A 15,793-nucleotide genomic window follows, 5' to 3' on the forward strand; every position below is an offset into this window, starting at 1 on the left:
TGTCTTTCCCACCATTTCACAAGATGAGCCGAACGGTACATCCTGTTCCAAGGACGTGTAGCTTGCCCAAAAAAACCAACCTCATGACACGCATCCTCTTTGCGGCGTCTTCGCTTGTCGTCGCCGCCTTTGCCGGTTTTTCCTTCTACATCGACAGCCTTCAGCACCGCGTCACGACGGAAGCGGTGGCGGAAAATATCGATTCTTCCGGCAAGCAGGCCGCGCAAAGCATCGCCAACTGGCTGAATGGCCGCATCATGCTGACGGAAACAGTGGCAAAGACGCTTGCCAAGCTTCCGGATGAAGAGGCGAAGCTGCGGTTTCTGGAAAACGACGTTCTGACCGCGCAGTTCATGTCGACCTATTTCGGCAATGCCGAAACGGGAAGCTTCACCACCTTCCCCAAAACACCGCTGCCGGAAGGATATGACCCGCGCAAGCGTCCGTGGTATCTGGATGCGGCCAAGGCCGGCAAGACGGTTCTGACCGAACCCTATAACGACGCCTCGACCGGCGGGCTCATCATCACCGCCGCCATTCCCGTTTCCATCGATGGCAAGCTGGCCGGCGTGACGGGCAGCGACTTCTCGCTCAATTCGCTGGTCAACATGATCAAGTCGGTGGATGCCGGCACGGACGGATATGCGTTCCTCGTCAGCAAGGACGGCAAGATCCTTATTCACCCCGATCCGAAATTCATCGACAAGCCGCTGACCGATCTTTTCAAGGTCAATACGCCGGCCATTTCCTCGGCGATTTCGCAGACCGAAATCGACGGCAAGGGCAAGATCACCAGCTTCATTCCGGTGGCGGGCCTGCCCTCGGTCGACTGGTATCTCGGCTTTGTCGTTGATTCCGATGTTGCCTATGGCGCCATTGGCCAGTTCCGCCTGGCGGCGACCATCGCCACAATTCTCGCCGCCGCGATCATGATCGGTCTCTTGGCCACCGTGCTGTCCCGCTTCATCGTTCGCCCGGTGACGCAGATGACCTCGGCCATGGAAGGCCTCGCATCCGGCAATCTCGAAGTCGCCATTCCCGGTCAGGAGCGCACCGACCAGATCGGCTCCATGGCCGCAGCCGTCGCCGTGTTCCGGTCGAACGCCATGGAACGCCTGCGCCTCGAAGGCGATGCCGAAGAAAACCGCACGCTTTCCGAACGGGAGCGTAGCGAGCGCGAAAGACTGGCGGCAAAGGACGCCGCCGACATCCAGTTCGCGGTCGATTCGCTCGCCCGGGGACTGGCGCATCTTTCCGATGGCGACCTCAACTACCGCATCGACACGCCCTTCGTGACCCGCATCGACCGCCTGCGCGATGATTTCAACAATTCCGTCGCCAAGCTGAACGCAGCGCTCAGCACCGTCGGCCAGAACGCCCGCGCCATCGACGCCGGCGCCGGCGAAATCCGTCAGTCCGCCGACGATCTGGCGCGACGCACCGAGCAGCAGGCGGCCTCCGTGGAAGAGACCGCGGCGGCGCTTGAGGAAATCACAACCACCGTCAAGGATTCCGCCCGCCGTGCGGAAGAAGTGGGCCGTCTGGTCGACCGCGCCCGCAACAATGCCGAACGGTCCGGCGTCATCGTCGAAGATGCGGTTCGCGCCATGGAAGGCATCGAAAAATCGTCGTCCGAGATCAGCAACATCATCGGCGTGATTGACGAGATCGCCTTCCAGACCAACCTTCTGGCGCTGAATGCCGGCGTGGAAGCCGCCCGCGCAGGTGAGGCCGGCAAGGGTTTTGCCGTCGTCGCCCAGGAAGTGCGCGAGCTTGCCCAGCGCTCCGCCAATGCGGCGAAGGAGATCAAGACGCTGATCAACGCCTCCACATCGCAGGTGCAGTCCGGCGTCGATCTCGTCGGCAATGCCGGCAAGGCGCTGGAAACCATCGTCCGCGAAGTGCAGGAAATCAATCGCCACATCGACGCCATCGTGACCTCGTCGCGCGAACAATCGACCGGCCTTCAGGAAATCAACACCGCCATCAACACCATCGATCAGGGCACGCAGCAGAATGCCGCCATGGTTGAGGAACAGACGGCCGCAAGCCACGGGCTCGCCTCGGAAGCGGCGGCGCTCAACGAGCTGCTCGCACAATTCCAGCTCGCCGCGGCTACGCGGCGGCAGGCGGAATATGGGCGCGCTGCATGATGGCAAAAACAGAAATGGCCGGAGCGATCCGGCCATTTTTCTTGTCCGTCCCGGCAATAGCCGGTTTCCGCCACCGGCGCGATCCGCTAGAGCTTGATCGATCATGATCATGCGGAGGGATTCATGCTGGAACTGATTTGGCGCGGCATTGCCATGGGCATTGGCGGCACCGTGTTTATGGATATATGGGCAATCGTGCTGCACCGGTTCTTTGGCCAGTCCGCGCCGAACTGGGCGCCGGTCGGCCGCTGGTTCTGGCATGTGCCGAAGGGCCGGCTATTTCACGACAGCATCGCCACGGCTGAACCCTATGAGCACGAACTGGCGCTCGGCTGGATTTCGCATTACGCCGTCGGCATTCTCTATGGTGTCATTCTTGCCTTGGTGGTCCCGGCCGCCTGGTTTGCAAACCCGTCTTTCATAGCGCCGTGGATCGTCGGCATCATCACGGTGGGCGCAGGCTGGTTCCTGCTGCAACCGGGACTCGGCATTGGCTGGGCCGCATCGAAAACACCGAACCCCACGAAGGCTCGCGTCCTCAACCTCGTGGCTCACACCATCTTCGCCCTAGGCATGTATGTGGTGGCGCTCTTGATGCGCTAAACGAAAAGGGGGCTGATAAGCCCCCTCTCCTTAGATATTCGCCGAGAAAGTATCGCAGTCCTCGACACGACCGCTCTGGAAGCCGCGCTTGAACCATTCCACGCGCTGCGCCGAGGTGCCGTGGTTGAAGCTATCGGGCACCACATAGCCTTGAGTCTGCTTCTGCAGCGTATCGTCGCCGATCTGATGGGCGGCGTTGAGCGCTTCCTCAAGATCACCGGCCTCGAGAATGCCCTTCTGTTCAGTGAATTTGCCCCAGATACCCGCGTAACAATCCGCCTGAAGCTCCACACGCACCGACATCTTGTTGGCGTCCGTCTGGCTCATGGACTGACGGCGGCGGTTGAACTCAGGCAGGACGCCGGTCAGGTTCTGAACGTGGTGTCCCACCTCATGCGCAATCACGTAAGCCTGAGCAAAATCCCCAGCCGCGCCGAAACGCTTGTCCAGCTCATTGAAGAAACTGGTGTCGAGATAGACCTTGCGGTCACCCGGGCAATAGAACGGACCGCTGGCCGCCGACGCAGAACCGCAGGCAGATGCGACCTGGCCAGAAAACAGCACTAGGGTCGGTTTCTGATAGGTTTCGCCAGCGGACTGGAAGATGCCGCTCCACGTATCCTCGGTCTCGGCAAGGACGGTGCGGACGAAGGCCGTCGTCTCGTCGGACGATTGCCCCTGTGGTCGCGTGCCGGACTGCTGGGTTCCCGATTGCGTCGTACCCCCGCCATCCATCGACAGGTCACCGCCGGTCAGCAGCGTCAGCGGGTTGATGCCGAGCACCCAGCTGATCAATAGAATGACCAGAAGACCCCCGATCCCGATACCGCCGCCGCGACGCCCGATTGGCACGCGCATCCCGCCTCGGGAAAAAGGATCACTCGGCCCCGCCGACATGCCGCGCCGATCCTCAATATTGTCCGACTGGCGGCGCCCTCTCCATTCCATGCTCTTCTCCCGGCGGTTCCGCCTCAACAAGCTGCCTTATAACGGCACTATAATACATCTTGTTCCGGAAGAAAGCAGAGGCGGCCAAAGGAACCTTTCAGACGGTTCGGCGTCGCTGTTTCAATACCGTCAGAAACAGGAGGACGAACACCAGTGCGCCGGCGGAAAGGGCCACAAAACCGGCTTTTCCATCGCCGAAAAAAACCTCATGCATGATGCGGCCGGGAACGAAGGTGAAACCTCCGGCGATCACGATGCCGCCGAGATAAACGCTCTGCATGATCCGCATATGGCGTCTGATATCACCGCGGCGGGCGAAATAGATTGATTGCAGACACCCGTAGATGGTGAAGATGGAAAGCAGATGGATCGGGCTGAAACCATAAAACACCTTCAATTCATGGATGAAGAAGGTAGACGCCGCAGTCGCGACCATCAGCACCACCCAGATCTTGCCGAGCAGCCGGTGAATGGCGGTGCCCTTTGGGCGCAGAAAAATGAAGGCCCCAAGAAGGGCTGCGGGCACGACGGTGGCAACATGGAACTGCACGGCAAGCGATGCATCTAACAAAGGCTGGAATGACATGGGCGCTGTTTCGGTTCGGTTGAAATCGAAGCCAATTTCGGCAAAACATGCGGAGAAGAAAAACGGATTGGCGCCATCAGCAGGAAAACTTCGTGGATCACCCGTCTCTGCAATTCACGCTTCGTGAAATGCACGCCATGCTGCAATCGCGCAGGCTGTGGCTGACCTTTCTTGCCGTGCTGGCGATCTTCATCTTGACCGGGCCTTTCGGGACCAGCGAAACCATGGGCTTCGCCGACCGGCTGCTTTACTGGACAATCGTTCAGGCGGGCGCCTGGATGCTCGCCATCTCCTTTTCGGTCATCGCCAAGACGATCCTTGCAGGCCACATCGACAACATGCTGACACGCATGATGATCGGCTCGCTGACGGCGGCACTGCCGATCGGGCTACTGCTCGCCATTACCAATCAGATTTTCTACGGCAAGGAGATGGGTCTCACGCCGGTTCTGAAGAGCAGCCTCTCATCCCTCCCGCTCTGCGCGATCTTCTGCCTGTTGAGTTACCTTACGACCCGCCAGTCCTTCGAAAAGGTGGCGGACGCCGAAACGGACACAAAGGCAAATGCAGATAGGGACGTGAAAAGCATCATCCCCTTGCTGGAACGATTGCCGCCGCAAAAGCGCGGAGAATTGCTGCGGCTGTCGGTGCAGGATCATTACACGCAAATCGTCACCACGCGCGGGCAGCAGCTGGTTCTGCTACGTTTTGCCGATGCGCTGAAAGAACTCGGCCAGACGGCGGGTTTACAGGTGCATCGTTCCCACTGGATTGCCGATGCCGACTTTGTCTCCCTGCGCAAACAGGCCGGCCGTCTGCATGTCATGACCAGAGACGGCAGTGAAATCCCCGTCAGCCGCTCTTACAGTGCTGCGGTACAGGCCCGTTTCACCGCACACGCCCCTGCCCGTTAAGAGTTTCTGTCGATTCCGGAATTTATGGGGTTCCGTTCTCAAAAACATTTGCCTATAAGCCGCTTCTAGCCTGAAAACATTTGAATTGCGCCCCCCGACCGGTGATCCTTCACCCTGGCCGGTGTTTTGCGCAACCGAAAAGCGGAACGAGAGAGCCATGCCGAAGCGCCAAGATATCAAGTCCATCCTCATCATCGGCGCGGGACCGATCGTCATCGGTCAGGCATGTGAATTCGACTATTCCGGCACCCAGGCCTGCAAGGCGCTGAAGGAAGAGGGTTACCGGGTCATCCTGGTCAACTCCAACCCGGCGACGATCATGACCGATCCGGGCCTTGCCGACGCCACTTACGTCGAGCCGATCACGCCCGAAGTCGTGGCAAAGATCATCGCCAAGGAACGTCCGGATGCGCTTCTTCCGACTATGGGCGGCCAGACCGCGCTCAACACCGCGCTCTCTCTCAAGCGCATGGGCGTTCTCGACCGTTACAATGTGGAAATGATCGGCGCAAAGCCGGAAGCCATCGACATGGCCGAAGACCGCGCTCTCTTCCGCGAAGCCATGGCCCGCATCGGCCTTGAAACCCCACGCTCCATGCTGGCAAACGCCACCGAAATCAAGGATGCCGACCGCAAGAAGCACGAGGCAGCCCGCACCGAGCTGAAGGGCAAGCTTTCCGGTCCCGATCTCGACAAGGCGCTGGACGATCTCGAAAACCAGTGGAACCTCGGCGAAACCGACCGCAAGCAGCGCTATATGGCCCATGCCATGGCAATCGCCGCTCAGGCCATCGATCATGTCGGCCTGCCGGCCATCATCCGCCCGTCCTTTACGCTTGGCGGAACCGGCGGGGGCATTGCCTATAACCGCTCGGAATTCTTCGATATCGTCTCGGGCGGTCTCGACGCCTCGCCGACGACGGAAGTTCTGGTCGAAGAATCGGTTCTCGGCTGGAAGGAATATGAGATGGAAGTCGTCCGCGACAAGGCGGACAATTGCATCATCATCTGCTCCATCGAAAACATCGATCCGATGGGCGTCCACACGGGTGACTCGATCACCGTTGCGCCGGCGCTGACCTTGACCGACAAGGAATACCAGATCATGCGCAACGCCTCGATTGCGGTGCTGCGTGAGATCGGCGTGGAAACGGGCGGTTCGAACGTGCAGTTCGCCGTCAACCCGAAGGACGGCCGCCTGGTCGTCATCGAAATGAACCCGCGTGTGTCGCGCTCGTCTGCTCTCGCTTCCAAGGCAACCGGCTTCCCGATTGCCAAGATCGCCGCCAAGCTCGCCATCGGTTATACGCTGGACGAACTGGAAAACGACATCACCGGCGGTGCGACCCCGGCGTCGTTCGAGCCGTCGATCGACTACGTCGTCACCAAGATCCCGCGTTTCGCCTTCGAGAAATTCCCCGGCGCTTCGCCGATCCTCACCACCGCCATGAAGTCGGTCGGCGAAGTCATGGCGATTGGCCGCACCTTCGCAGAATCGCTGCAGAAGGCGCTGCGCGGCATGGAAACCGGCCTCACCGGTCTCGATGAAATCGAAATCCCCGGTTACGAGGAAGGCGAAGGCTCCAAGAACGCCATCCGCGCCGCCATCGGCACGCCGACGCCGGACCGCCTGCGCATGGTCGCCCAGGCGCTGCGCATGGGCATGAGCGAAGAGGAAGTCCACGAAAACTCGAAGATCGACCCCTGGTTCATCGCCCAGTTCAAGGCCATCGTCGACATGGAAGCCCGCATCCGCGAGCATGGTCTTCCACAGGATGCCGAAAACCTGCGCATGCTGAAGGCCATGGGCTTCTCCGACGCCCGCCTCGCCAGCCTGACGTCCAAGCGTCCGAAGGAAGTGGCCGAACTGCGCAACAGCCTGAATGTTCGTCCGGTCTTCAAGCGCATCGACACCTGCGCGGCCGAATTCGCCTCGCCGACCGCTTACATGTATTCGACCTATGAAATTCCCTTCGTCGGCGCAGCCCGCTCGGAAGCGCAGGTCTCCGACCGCAAGAAGGTGGTCATCCTTGGCGGCGGTCCGAACCGCATCGGCCAGGGCATCGAGTTCGATTATTGCTGCTGCCACGCCGCCTTCGCGCTGAAGGATGCCGGCTTCGAAGCCATCATGATCAACTGCAACCCGGAAACCGTTTCCACCGACTACGACACCTCCGACCGCCTCTATTTCGAGCCGCTGACGGCCGAAGACGTGATCGAGATCATGCGCGCCGAACAGGAAAAAGGCGAGCTGGTCGGCGTCATCGTGCAGTTCGGCGGGCAGACGCCGCTGAAGCTCGCCGAAGCGCTGGAAAAGAACGGTATCCCGATCCTCGGCACGGCGCCTGACATGATCGACCTTGCCGAAGACCGCGACCGCTTCCAGAAGCTGCTGATGAAGCTCGATCTTGCCCAGCCGAACAACGGCATTGCCTATTCGGTCGAGCAGGCCCGCCTCGTCGCTTCGGAAATCGGCTTCCCGCTGGTCGTTCGCCCGTCTTACGTTCTGGGTGGCCGCGCCATGCAGATCATCCATTCGGAAGGCCAGCTCCAGACCTATCTGCTCGACACGGTTCCGGGCCTCGTACCCGAGGACATCAAGCAGCGTTACCCGAACGACAAGACCGGCCAGATCAACACCCTGCTCGGCAAGAACCCGCTGCTGTTCGACAGCTACCTGACCAATGCCGTGGAAGTGGACGTCGATGCGCTGTGTGACGGCGAAAGCGTCTTCGTGTCAGGCATCATGGAGCACATCGAAGAAGCCGGCATCCATTCGGGCGACTCGGCCTGCTCGCTGCCGGTCCGTTCGCTGTCGAAGGAGATCGTCGACGAGCTGGAACGCCAGACGACGGCGCTTGCCAAGGCGCTCAATGTCGGCGGCCTCATGAACGTGCAATATGCCATCAAGGATGGCACGATCTACGTTCTCGAGGTCAATCCGCGCGCCTCGCGCACCGTGCCTTTCGTGGCGAAGACCATCGGCGCGCCGATCGCCAAGATCGCCGCCCGCGTCATGGCCGGCGAGAAGCTCGATCCGGCGATTGCCGCTTACGGCGCAAAGCCCGATCCGCGCAACCTGAAGCACATTGCCGTCAAGGAAGCCGTCTTCCCCTTCGCCCGCTTCCCCGGCGTTGACATTCTGCTCGGACCGGAAATGCGCTCGACCGGCGAAGTCATCGGCCTCGATACCGATTTCGCGCTGGCCTTCGCCAAGAGCCAGCTCGGCGCCGGCGTCGACCTGCCCCGCTCCGGCGCGGTCTTCGTCTCGGTGCGTGACGAGGACAAGGAAGGCGTTCTGCCCGCCATCCGCATTCTCGTGGAAAGCGGCTTCAAGGTGCTGGCCACCGGCGGCACCCAGCGTTTCCTTGCCGAAAAGGGCATCAATGCCGAAAAGATCAACAAGGTGCAGGAAGGCCGTCCGCATATCGAAGACGCCATCCGCAACCGTCAGGTCCAGCTCGTCATCAACACCACCGACAGCAACAAGGCGATTTCTGACTCGAAGTCGCTGCGCCGCGCGACGCTGATGCAGAAGGTGCCTTATTACACGACGATGGCCGGCGCAGAAGCCGCAGCCCTCGCTATCAAGGCGCTGAAGGCCGGCAATCTGGAAGTGAAGCCGCTGCAGAGCTACTTCCAGTAAGCTGCAGGACCGCAGGTTCCAGCGCTGAATGAAAACAAAACGCCGCGGGTCACCATGCCCGCGGCGTTTTGCATTGCGTAATCCTGCTGCAATTCATTGCCGGTATCAAAACATCAGGTTCGAACGAGGCCCATGATGTCCCTATTGCTCAATGACGGATCGCACGCAGCCATTCGCCGCGCCGTTGAGAAAGCTCCGGTCAAACGCTCCATGAAGATGCTGAGGCACCCCGCCATAGTATCCCAGCGATGGGACACCTGGCCCCGACAGGCCAAAGCACCGCCTTGAGGGACTGACCATGGCTGGACGTCCACCGGGACCGGAGCGGGTGGCTTTTCCGCTGCGGATCGAACCCGCAATATTGAACATGATCCGGCACACCGCGAGCGGCGAATTGCGCAGCGTCAATGCCCAGATCGAGGTTCTTCTAAAAGAGGCCCTGTCCCGCCGCGCCACGGCGGATGAAGCAGACAAGCCGCCCATTTAGACCGAAGGGCAACAACGACGCTACACGACACGAAGATGCGGTGCGGCCCTGCGGAAAGATCGATGGCCCGCAGCCCCGCCTATGCCGCCTGCGCCTCCCGAACGCAATTGCGCCCTTCCATCTTCGCGCGGTAAAGTGCGCGATCCGCCATTTCCGCGAGCGTCTGGAGATCGCAGCGCATCTCGCCAGTGGCGGCAACGCCGATGCTGATGGTGACGCCGACACGCAGGCCGCCGCAATCGACCTCGGTTACCGCAATCGCATCGCGAATGCGCTCGCCGATCATACAGGCCTTGCGAACGCCGGCGCCCGGCAGGTAGATGATGAATTCCTCTCCGCCGTAACGCGCCAGCACGTCCCCGCCGCGGATGCTGCCGCCGATGCGCTTCGCCACTTCCTGCAGCACGCTATCGCCGACGGCGTGGCCAAAACGGTCGTTGATCGACTTGAAGTGATCGATATCCAGCAACATGGCCGCATCGGCGGGATCCGGCGTCGCAGGCATGGTCTGGAAGAAGAAGCGCCGGTTCTTGACGCCCGTCAGCGGGTCGGTATTCGCAAGAACCAGCAGTTTGCGTTCCGACCGCTCGGCCACGAGCATCATCACGAACAGGGCAATGGCGAAGTTCAGCATGATGATGAAGAAAAACGCATTGACCAGATTGATGGTGGCATAATCGGGCAAAAGCACGCTTTTCACCACCGATAGCGAAATGAGACCGGAGACGCCGGTGATGCCACCCAGCGCCAGGCGAGACAGCAGCGGCTCCCTGCGCCATCTGGCCAAAAGCACCGATGCCCCGGCGAGATAGGCAAGCGATGCGCAGCCATTGAAGAGCGCCGCGCGATACGCATTATTGTCCGCCACCTGCTGCGCGACCATCATCGCCAGCACGGAGATGAGACAGACAATGGATACGGTCCGTCGGTCGACGGAACGCCCATCGCTCAACGCCTTCAAGCCGAGCCAGATCAACGCGTAACCCACAATACCGAAAACGACACTGCCGAGCCGCCACAGGGCCGGCGACAATATTCCCCATTCGCCGTAACCGGCAAGCGTGGAGCCAATCGCCATCGAGGCGAAACCCGCCGCAGGGGGGACGGGACCGCGCAAGCCGCGATTGGTCATTTTCAGATAGATAAAACTCAAAAGCCCAACGATGTAAGAACACTTTTGCATCAGTATGACTGTCGTAAGGTCGAGTTCACCCAACATGATTTGTCCATACGGTAAATAAATTCGGAGAGATTAATTATAGTAGTAAGTATAAAATTTCAATCAAAATAACAGATAAATAATCAGTAAATGATACTACTGCAAGTTATGCCTCAAATATTGAATAAATCCCCAACGCGCAAATGGAAATTTATTCGAATATTCTAATAAAACTTATATCCTCCTTGAACCGCATCGTTTCCGCCTCTTTCACCTGCGCATCGGCAAGGCGCAGGAGGTAGGACGGATGCACGGTGACAAAAAGCGTTCGGCCTTCCTCCATCGGCAGAGGACGGCTCCGAATCTCCGAGAGCTTTTCCTTACCGCCGGTCAGCGCATAAAGCGCCGTTGCGCCCATGGCAACGATCAGCTTCGGCCGGACGAGCGCGATTTCCTGATTGAGCCACCAGCGGCATTGCTCCACTTCGCCCGCATTCGGCCGCTGATGGATGCGCCGTTTGCCGCGCGTTTCATATTTGAAGTGTTTGACAGCATTGGTGACATAAAGCTTTTTGCGCTCGATACCGACATCGGCAAGAGTCCGATCGAAAAGCTGGCCGGCCGGACCGACAAAAGGCTTGCCGGACAGATCTTCATGATCGCCCGGCTGTTCGCCAACGATCATGATTTCCGCATCCTCCGGCCCCGAACCGAAAACCGTTTGCGTGGCGCTGCAATGCAGGGGACAGCGGGTGCAGTGGCCAGCCTCGCGCGCCAGCGACGCGAGTGTCCCGTCCGGCACGGGTTGCGTCGTCTCCCGGGCAGCGGCCGCAGCCTGCAGGCGATGGTGAAAGGGCTGCGGCTGGCTTGCCGCCCTGGCGGCCATCTCCAGCACCCGCGCCTCAGCACCGAGAACGAGACCCGGAATGAGATCGGCTTCCGGCAGGTTCTTCCAGTATTTCTTCGGCATCTCCGCCGTCATGGCTTTTATCTTGAGGCGCGCCGGATTGAATATATTGGCATAATAGGTCCGCCAGAGTTCATCCGTCTCGTCCGTCAGATCAGGCTTCGCCGCCGCCTCCCGCGAGGTTTGCAGCTCGCGTCCATCCCATCGGGCGGACCCTTTCGGCGTGGCGATCAGCCAGTCCATATCGGTAAACCGCCGCTGGAAAAACGTTGCCGTTCGCTCGACGATGAAATGATCCGGCTCGAACCAGGCAACGAACCGCCGTCGCCCGCCCTGCCCCTGCGGCAAGGGCAATTCCTTGAAACGGACGAAGGCCGTCATCTTGTGACAATCCCGGCGCACCGATTTCTCGAGCAAGCGGGCCTCTGCAACATCCGGATCGGACTTGAACTGCAACAGGGCGCGATCCCGATTCAGCCGCCACAATAACCGGTAAAGCAACGCAAACCGGCCGGGATCGCCGTGGCAGATGACGGCCTGCGCCAGCGCCACGAACGAGGCCGGAACGGAAACCTGCCCATTGCCGGCATCGACCGTCGGCAAGGGCTCACCGGCGAAATCCAGCAGCCCTGCCCCGTCATCCCGCAACCGCCAGTCAATCGTCTGCGGCGGAATATCGGCGGCAAGGGCCGCACGCGCGACATCGCGCCACTCGCCGAAATCGCCCCGCCCTTCCAGCACCGGGCCATACATCACAACAACGATAATTGTTCGGGCTGCGGCGCAAACATCGCCCGCAAATCCGGCCGCTCGGTCAGCTTGCCCGGCGTCCAGCCCTGGGCGACGATGAAAGCCTTCACCTTTTTCAGGGAAACGCCGAAACGCGCGATATCTTCCAGCCGCAGCCGCCGGAACCGCCGCGACGAGAGAACCGAGGCCACCGTCTTGGTGCCGAAACCGGGCACGCGCAGCAGCATTTCCCGATCCGCCGCATTGACGTCCACCGGGAAACGGTCGCGATGTTTCAGCGCCCAGGCGAGTTTCGGGTCGATATCGAGATCGAGCATGCCGTCGCCCCCGATTGCCGTTATCTCGCTGATATCGAAGCCATAAAAGCGATACAGCCAGTCGGCCTGATAAAGCCGGTGTTCCCGCATCAGCGGCGGCTTGATGAGCGGCAGGTTTTTCGACGAATCGGGAATGGGGCTGAAGGCCGAATAATAGACGCGCCGCAAACCGTAGCTGCCATAAAGCCGGGCGCTGGTGGAGAGAATGGTGCTATCGTCAGCGCCATCCGCCCCCACGATCATCTGCGTGCTCTGCCCGGCCGGCGCAAAGCGCCTGGTCTTGCGTGTCCGGACGGTCGGCTCCCCGGCCTCCTCGATCTTCAGGCGGATATCGGCCATGGAGCGGCGAATATTGACGGGCTGCTTTTCCGGCGCGAAACGGCCAATGCCGCTATCGGTCGGCAATTCGATATTGATCGAGAGACGATCCGCGTAAAGCCCTGCCTCCTCGATGAGCTTGGGCGATGCTTCGGGAATGGATTTCAGGTGGATATAACCGCGAAAACCATGGGTAACCCGCAACTCCCGCGCCACGCGCACCATCTCCTCCATCGTATGATCGGAGGAACGGATGATGCCAGAGGACAGGAACAGCCCTTCGATATAGTTGCGCCGGTAAAACTCCAGCGTCAGCCAAACCACCTCTTCCGGCGTGAACCGCGCCCGCTCGACATTGCTGGAGGAGCGGTTGATGCAATAGGCGCAATCATAGATGCAGAAATTGGTGAGCAGGATTTTCAAAAGCGAAATGCAGCGCCCGTCCGGCGCATAGGCATGGCAGATGCCCGACCCTTCCGTGGAGCCCAGACCGCCCGATGCTGCGGAGTTGCGTTTTGTCGTGCCGCTGGATGCGCAGGAGGCATCGTATTTCGCTGCGTCGGAGAGAATGGCCAGCCGTTGCCTGATCGACTTCTTCATGTCTATGTTCACTATATGTTCCATAGACGAATGTCAATGACATAGGGTAAGGCATTGATTACGTAAGAAAATATGCGCGCCTCAAATTTACTGGCATTTCGCTGTCGTCTTCTGATATAGTCGGCTCAGTTATGATTTTGGCATGGTTCCGGAGTTCCCCTCCGGAACCTGTTTCTTTTTGTGTCTGCAAGTAACGCGACCGGAATGCGAAGGATAAAAAAATGGTAGAAAAAGTACCGATGACTCAGGGTGGATTCGTCAAGCTGCAGGAGGAGCTGCGCTGGCGCCAGCAGGAGGAACGCCCCCGTATCATCGAGGCGATTGCGGAAGCGCGCGCCCATGGCGACCTTTCGGAAAACGCCGAGTACCATGCTGCCAAGGAAGCACAGAGCCACAATGAAGGCCGCATCACCGAACTCGAAGACCTGACCGCGCGTGCGGAAGTCATCGATCTCTCCAAGATGTCGGGCTCGAAGATCAAGTTCGGCGCCACCGTCAAGCTGGTGGACGAGGATAGCGACGAGGAAAAGACCTATCAGATCGTCGGCGACCAAGAAGCCGATGTGAAGGCCGGCCGCATCTCCATTTCCTCGCCCATCGCCCGCGCGCTGATCGGCAAGGAAGTCGGCGACAGCATCGAAGTCAACGCGCCTGGCGGCGCCAAGGGCTACGAGATTCTCGCGGTACAGTGGGGCTGATCCCCTCACATGCAATGCGCCCCATGCGGGCGCATTGCTTTTCTTGACGTCTTCAATCCCCCGAATTAGCCGCAAAGACGGAAGCCCATCTTGTCCCACGTCAGTCTGAAAGATGTGCAGGTGCTTGCGCCGAACTTCAAACGCAGGCTCTCCGGCGTCACCTCCACCATCGTTCAACTTATTCCGGTGCAGAACCGGCTGGGACAGAAGGTGGCCGTCATTGGACCGGGTTTGCCGCCGCATCTGCCGCATGTGCGTTTCCGCGATCTGTGGCGGCTCTGGCAAAACGGCCCGCAGGGCGGCCCGCGCATCTGGCATGCCCGGCGCAATCTTGAAATGCTGCCGGGTCTTTTCATGCGTGACGTGCTGCGCATGAAGGTGAAGCTGCTGTTCACCTCAGCCGCACAGAGGCGGCATTCCGCCTATACCCGGTTTCTGATTTCGAAGATGGACGCCGTGGTTGCGACCAGCACCCGCTCCGGCTCGTTTCTGGAAGTACCCCATCGCGTTGTCATGCATGGCGTCGATACCGACCTGTTCCATCCGGCAACCGGCCCGGAAGACACAATCGCGGCAACCGGCCTGCCGGGACAATATCTCATCGGCTGCTTTGGACGGGTGCGCCGCCAGAAGGGCACCGATCTCTTCGTGCGCGCCATGATCGAGCTTTTGCCCGCCCATCCGCAATGGACAGCCATTGTTTCCGGCCGGGTAACGGCGGAACACAAGGCTTTTGCCGAGACACTCGAGGCCGATGTCAAGGCCGCCGGCCTTTCGGACCGCATCGTGTTTCAGGGTGAGGTGGACGACATCAAGCCGTGGTACCGGCGGCTGACGCTCTATGTCGCCCCATCCCGCAACGAAGGTTTTGGCCTGACGCCGCTCGAGGCCATGGCATCGGAAACGGCCGTCGTCACCAGCACTGCCGGCGCCTATGAGGAAATGATCGTCAGGGGCGAAACCGGCGCTGTCGTCGAGGCGGGTGACTATGCATCGCTCAGGGATGCGATAAGGACCTATCTTGCCGATCCGGCTCTGGCCGAGAGCCATGCAAAGGCCGGGCTTTCGCATGTACGCAGCACATTTCCGCTTGAGAAAGAGGCCACGAGTCTCGGCGAAGTCTATGAGGCTTTGCGGCGCGGTTAACGCGTCTTAAGGCAGGAACAAAGCCTGCCGCTCAGATTTCCACAAGACCGACGCGCTTGACCTGCCGGATGGTGAGCATGGTGCGCACCGTATCGACATTTTCGTCCGCCGTCAGAACCTCGATGACGAAATCCTGAAACTCGGTCAGGTTTTTCGCCACGCAATGCAGCAGAAAATCGCTTTCGCCCGATACCATCCAGGCCTGACGCACCAGCGACCAGCCCGCGGTTGCCGCCGCAAAAGCCTTTAGATTACTGTCCGACTGGCGCTTGAGACCGACCATGCAGAAGGCAACGAGATCGAAACCGAGCTTCGGCGCGTTCAACATGGCGTGATAACCTTCGATCACGCCTGCCTCTTCCAGCTTGCGGACGCGCCGGAGGCAGGGCGGCGCGGAAATACCGACCCTTTCGGCCAGTTCCACATTGGTCATGCGCCCGTCGCGCTGCAATTCGCGCAGGATTTTCAGATCGATGGCATCGAGTTCGACGCTGGTCACGGAGGAGTACCTCGTTAAGCTGTGGAACTTCCTTGTACTATTCAGCGCGGGATTCGCAACAT

At 60.0% G+C, this 15,793-nt stretch carries 13 protein-coding genes; 7 read left to right on the forward strand and 6 right to left on the reverse strand.

Going from position 1 to position 15,793, the window contains the following annotated elements:
* Positions 1–62 precede the first annotated feature (62 nt).
* Both FGF54_RS09545 and FGF54_RS09550 read left to right on the forward strand, forming a co-directional pair.
* A complete protein-coding gene (locus FGF54_RS09545) occupies positions 63–2,153 on the forward strand; it encodes a methyl-accepting chemotaxis protein (protein WP_142779519.1) in 2,091 nt (696 codons plus the stop codon).
* A gap of 123 nt (positions 2,154–2,276) precedes the next feature.
* The gene (locus FGF54_RS09550) at positions 2,277–2,756 is read left to right on the forward strand and encodes a DUF2938 domain-containing protein (RefSeq protein WP_142779520.1); all 480 of its coding nucleotides are present in this window, start codon (positions 2,277–2,279) and stop codon (positions 2,754–2,756) included.
* Positions 2,757–2,786: 30 nt separating this feature from the next.
* On the opposite strand, the gene FGF54_RS09555 is transcribed toward FGF54_RS09550, so the two are convergent.
* Positions 2,787–3,704, reverse strand: a complete 918-nt coding sequence (locus FGF54_RS09555) for a neutral zinc metallopeptidase (RefSeq protein ID WP_142779521.1) — start codon at positions 3,702–3,704, stop codon at positions 2,787–2,789.
* A 97-nt stretch (positions 3,705–3,801) separates the two neighbouring features.
* Entirely contained in the window at positions 3,802–4,290 is a 489-nt protein-coding gene (locus tag FGF54_RS09560; RefSeq protein WP_142779522.1) for a DUF2306 domain-containing protein, read from the reverse strand.
* A 47-nt stretch (positions 4,291–4,337) separates the two neighbouring features.
* Here FGF54_RS09560 and FGF54_RS09565 point away from each other — a divergent pair, with 47 nt between their 5' ends.
* From FGF54_RS09565 to FGF54_RS09575, 3 genes are all read left to right on the forward strand, one after another.
* Positions 4,338–5,204: a LytTR family DNA-binding domain-containing protein gene (locus FGF54_RS09565; RefSeq protein WP_168208049.1), complete on the forward strand. Its 867-nt coding sequence runs from the start codon at positions 4,338–4,340 to the stop codon at positions 5,202–5,204.
* 157 nt (positions 5,205–5,361) lie between these two features.
* Positions 5,362–8,850, forward strand: coding sequence for a carbamoyl-phosphate synthase large subunit (gene carB / locus FGF54_RS09570; RefSeq protein ID WP_142779523.1), 3,489 nt, complete (start codon positions 5,362–5,364; stop codon positions 8,848–8,850).
* A gap of 298 nt (positions 8,851–9,148) precedes the next feature.
* A complete protein-coding gene (locus tag FGF54_RS09575) occupies positions 9,149–9,337 on the forward strand; it encodes a hypothetical protein (protein WP_142779524.1) in 189 nt (62 codons plus the stop codon).
* A gap of 79 nt (positions 9,338–9,416) precedes the next feature.
* On the opposite strand, the gene FGF54_RS09580 is transcribed toward FGF54_RS09575, so the two are convergent.
* The 3 genes from FGF54_RS09580 to FGF54_RS09590 all read right to left on the reverse strand — a co-directional run bounded on the left by FGF54_RS09580 (position 9,417) and on the right by FGF54_RS09590 (position 13,388).
* Entirely contained in the window at positions 9,417–10,556 is a 1,140-nt protein-coding gene (locus FGF54_RS09580; RefSeq protein ID WP_142779525.1) for a GGDEF domain-containing protein, read from the reverse strand.
* A 151-nt stretch (positions 10,557–10,707) separates the two neighbouring features.
* Positions 10,708–12,156: a UdgX family uracil-DNA binding protein gene (locus tag FGF54_RS09585; RefSeq protein ID WP_142779526.1), complete on the reverse strand. Its 1,449-nt coding sequence runs from the start codon at positions 12,154–12,156 to the stop codon at positions 10,708–10,710.
* On the reverse strand, positions 12,156–13,388 hold the full coding sequence (locus FGF54_RS09590) for a putative DNA modification/repair radical SAM protein (protein WP_142780193.1): 1,233 nt from the start codon (positions 13,386–13,388) through the stop codon (positions 12,156–12,158). The genes FGF54_RS09585 and FGF54_RS09590 overlap by 1 nt, the downstream gene beginning before the upstream one ends.
* A 221-nt stretch (positions 13,389–13,609) precedes the next feature.
* On the opposite strand from FGF54_RS09590, the gene greA reads away from it, so the two are divergent.
* Both greA and FGF54_RS09600 read left to right on the forward strand, forming a co-directional pair.
* Entirely contained in the window at positions 13,610–14,086 is a 477-nt protein-coding gene (gene greA, locus FGF54_RS09595; RefSeq protein ID WP_003522847.1) for a transcription elongation factor GreA, read from the forward strand.
* A gap of 90 nt (positions 14,087–14,176) precedes the next feature.
* Entirely contained in the window at positions 14,177–15,232 is a 1,056-nt protein-coding gene (locus tag FGF54_RS09600; RefSeq protein WP_142779527.1) for a glycosyltransferase family 4 protein, read from the forward strand.
* A gap of 31 nt (positions 15,233–15,263) precedes the next feature.
* Here the strand turns inward: FGF54_RS09600 and FGF54_RS09605 are convergent, their stop codons facing one another.
* Complete coding sequence (locus FGF54_RS09605; RefSeq protein ID WP_020811379.1) at positions 15,264–15,731, reverse strand: Lrp/AsnC family transcriptional regulator; 468 nt, start codon at positions 15,729–15,731, stop codon at positions 15,264–15,266.
* Positions 15,732–15,793: the final 62 nt, after the last annotated feature.

The organism is Agrobacterium sp. T29 (assembly GCF_006970545.1).
GTDB classification, from domain to species: domain Bacteria; phylum Pseudomonadota; class Alphaproteobacteria; order Rhizobiales; family Rhizobiaceae; genus Agrobacterium; species Agrobacterium leguminum.

What these genes read in the sequence shown, in the direction of transcription:
- FGF54_RS09550 (WP_142779520.1), top strand. Translation starts at nt 2,277, where the DNA reads ATGCTGGAACTGATTTGGCGCGGCATTGCCATGGGCATTGGCGGCACC.
- FGF54_RS09555 (WP_142779521.1), bottom strand. Translation starts at nt 3,704, where the DNA reads ATGGAATGGAGAGGGCGCCGCCAGTCGGACAATATTGAGGATCGGCGC.
- FGF54_RS09560 (WP_142779522.1), bottom strand. Translation starts at nt 4,290, where the DNA reads ATGTCATTCCAGCCTTTGTTAGATGCATCGCTTGCCGTGCAGTTCCAT.
- FGF54_RS09565 (WP_168208049.1), top strand. Translation starts at nt 4,338, where the DNA reads ATGCGGAGAAGAAAAACGGATTGGCGCCATCAGCAGGAAAACTTCGTG.
- carB (WP_142779523.1), top strand. Translation starts at nt 5,362, where the DNA reads ATGCCGAAGCGCCAAGATATCAAGTCCATCCTCATCATCGGCGCGGGA.
- FGF54_RS09575 (WP_142779524.1), top strand. Translation starts at nt 9,149, where the DNA reads ATGGCTGGACGTCCACCGGGACCGGAGCGGGTGGCTTTTCCGCTGCGG.
- FGF54_RS09580 (WP_142779525.1), bottom strand. Translation starts at nt 10,556, where the DNA reads ATGTTGGGTGAACTCGACCTTACGACAGTCATACTGATGCAAAAGTGT.
- FGF54_RS09585 (WP_142779526.1), bottom strand. Translation starts at nt 12,156, where the DNA reads ATGTATGGCCCGGTGCTGGAAGGGCGGGGCGATTTCGGCGAGTGGCGC.
- FGF54_RS09590 (WP_142780193.1), bottom strand. Translation starts at nt 13,388, where the DNA reads ATGAAGAAGTCGATCAGGCAACGGCTGGCCATTCTCTCCGACGCAGCG.
- greA (WP_003522847.1), top strand. Translation starts at nt 13,610, where the DNA reads ATGGTAGAAAAAGTACCGATGACTCAGGGTGGATTCGTCAAGCTGCAG.